Here is a 2603-nt window from a genome sequence, read left to right on the forward strand (position 1 = left end):
CCAACACGGAGGAGGCTGTCATGCGTGGAAACTGGAAGTGCTCGATCCGAAAAGAAGCCGCCGCAGCCCTCGGGGTCAAACACAAATTGCCGCCTGAGCTGTTCGACCGCGTCATCCATTCCAAGAATACCTCGCGGGATGCCGCCATCGCCGCCGCCCTCTATGAACTGCTACCCGGCAGTCTCAGCGGCCCGGTGGAACGACGCCAACTCGAGGAATACCTGATCGCCTGCGAACAGGACGACACGGACTGGCCGACGACCCATTAGGGCAGATTCCCATCACTCTGCCCCCATGCGCTTCGTGTGACAGCGTGGGGTTCGCACCCCTGTCCCACGCATCCTGACAGAGGCCCTGTCCGGGAGGCTGGGCGGCGGGCGGTTCGGCCAGTCGTGCCAGAAACTCACCCGCTCCCCCCCCCCTTAACAACACCCCAATTTGTCCGGAATAAGCCCTTTTGTCTGTCCGGCGCCACCGCCTGTCGCCCAGGCCAAACAACTATTCCATTTCGTTACAATACCTGTACACTTCGCATAACCCTCGAGCACTCGGGGGGCGCCCTTTTCTTTACATAACAAAGGATATTCCGATGGAACAGCTACGCTTCGGCTCCGATGACATCGAAAACACCCTGTCACGCATGAACGAAAACGAACTGGATGACCTCGCCTTTGGCGCGATTCAGCTCGATAAAAACGGCAACATCCTCCACTACAACAGCACCGAAGGTGAGATCACCGGGCGCAATCCCGAGGAGGTAAAGGGAAAGAACTTCTTCCGTGACGTGGCGCCCTGCACGGACCGCCCGGAGTTCGCCGGCAAGTTCCGCGAAGGCGTGGCCAAAGGTGAACTCAACACGCTGTTTGAATACGTCTTCGACTACAAGATGCAGCCGACAAAGGTAAAGGTGCACATGAAAAAGGCGATCTCCGGTGACACCTACTGGGTCTTCGTCAAACGGATTTAATCCGCTTCGGCGCACGCCGCCCCGCCGGGGCGGCGTCATTTCCTACTGGAAGGGATCGGCATGAATCAGTCCTCTCACCAAGACCAGCATCCGCCTGGCCTGAACGAACGGGCGATCAGCGATATCATTCGCTGCCTGCTCCGAGAAACGCTGTCCGTCCTCCGGCATCGCTCATCCCTGGATTTCCCCATCGAGACATGGGAAGACAAGCAGTCTCTCACCGAAGCGCCTCTTGGACTTGACTCCCTGGAGCTGATGACCGCTGCCGGCCACGTAAACCGGCTGTTCGCCCTCGACGAGACAGGGCTTGAGGATTACCTGCTAAAACGGCGAACGCTTCAGGATTGGACCAATCTGGTCACCCAGGCCCTGGGCGCCGGGGGTAACGGTCAGATTGGCACCAGCGGGCTGCGCTTCATGAGCTCGGGGAGCACCGGCAGACCAACCGAGCACGCCCACAGCTGGCAGCATCTGTGGCGAGAAGTCGATCACCTGGCCGCCAGCCTGGAAGGCCGCAAACGCATCATCTGCACCGTGCCCCGACACCATGTTTACGGCTGCCTTTTCGGTGCGCTTCTGCCACAACGGCTTGGCATACCCTGCCTGGTCGAGCATGACGCGGAGCGGGCATTGAGCGGTGGCCTGCTGCCCGGCGACATGATCATTGCCTTCCCCTTGCGCTGGCAGTACATCCTGGCCAGTACAAGTCAGTTCCCGACCGACATCGAGGGCGTTACATCAACCGGGCCGATCGACAGCAATACCTGGAAAGGCCTCACGCACCTCGGCCTGAGTAGACTCTGGGAAATTTACGGCGCAACCGAGACGGCCGGCATCGGCATGCGGCATTCTCCCGAGGACCCCTTCTCACTGTTCCCATGGTGGAAACGAGAAGGCGAGACACTGCTGGACCGGCACACGACAACAGGCGAGGAAAAAAAGTACACCTTGCCCGACAGGCTTGAATGGTTCGGGATATCCGAATGGCTTTTTCTGCCCCGTGGTCGCAAGGATGGTGCGATCCAGGTGGGCGGCATCAATGTAAGTCCCGACCATGTTGCCGCCAAGATTGCCCAACATCCATCTGTCACCGAAGCGGTGGTTCGCCCGGATCGGCAGGGCAGACTGAAAGCATTCATCGTTTCTAGGCAAGCCCAAATTGATGAAGATCAGTTCATGGAGTGGATTCGACAGACTCTGCCGGCCGTGGAAAGGCCCACGTCCATCCGGACTGGCCCGGCCCTGCCACGTAATTCCATGGGAAAACTTGAGGATTGGCATTGAATACCGAACTGCAACCCGTCACAGTCCCGATCAGCACCTCATCGACGCCAATCGTTCTTGATGGTCGCCTGACCCTGTCCCTGTTTCGTCGAATCATTGAAGAAGATGCTCCACTTCAGCTGAGCACAGACAGTCTTCAACAGGTCGAACGCTGCCACGACTTTCTGCTTCAATTGGTAGCAGATAAGCGCAGGATATACGGCGTCACTACCGGCTATGGGCCACTCGCCACCAGCTACATCGACCCGGCACACTCGGGCGAGCTCCAGAAGAATCTGGTCCGCCACCTGAGCAGCGGTACCGGCAGGCCACTACCCGCCCATCAGGTGCGGGCTATCATGCTTGCCCGCCT

General features: G+C 59.0%; 4 protein-coding genes. All 4 read left to right on the forward strand.

Annotation, left to right across the window (positions count from 1 at the left end; all coding sequences use genetic code 11):
• A partial coding sequence (locus VCB98_RS13715; RefSeq protein ID WP_346053492.1) for a hypothetical protein occupies positions 1 to 269 on the forward strand: 269 nt, incomplete at its 5' end.
• Positions 270 to 589: 320 nt separating this feature from the next.
• A complete protein-coding gene (pyp, locus tag VCB98_RS13720) occupies positions 590 to 967 on the forward strand; it encodes a photoactive yellow protein (protein ID WP_346053494.1) in 378 nt (125 codons plus the stop codon).
• A 60-nt stretch (positions 968 to 1027) separates the two neighbouring features.
• Positions 1028 to 2251 carry an AMP-binding enzyme gene (locus VCB98_RS13725; protein ID WP_346053496.1) on the forward strand — a complete coding sequence of 408 codons (1224 nt, stop codon included), beginning with the start codon at positions 1028 to 1030 and terminating at the stop codon, positions 2249 to 2251.
• Positions 2248 to 2603, forward strand: a 356-nt coding sequence (locus tag VCB98_RS13730) for an aromatic amino acid lyase (RefSeq protein WP_346053498.1), incomplete at its 3' end; no start/stop codon positions are given. The genes VCB98_RS13725 and VCB98_RS13730, both read left to right, overlap by 4 nt.

The organism is Natronospira elongata (assembly GCF_034931365.1).
GTDB lineage: Bacteria > Pseudomonadota > Gammaproteobacteria > Natronospirales > Natronospiraceae > Natronospira > Natronospira elongata.

Excerpts from the sequence above, each read along its gene's own strand:
- VCB98_RS13725 (WP_346053496.1), top strand. The coding sequence starts at position 1,028 with ATGAATCAGTCCTCTCACCAAGACCAGCATCCGCCTGGCCTGAACGAA.
- pyp (WP_346053494.1), top strand. The coding sequence starts at position 590 with ATGGAACAGCTACGCTTCGGCTCCGATGACATCGAAAACACCCTGTCA.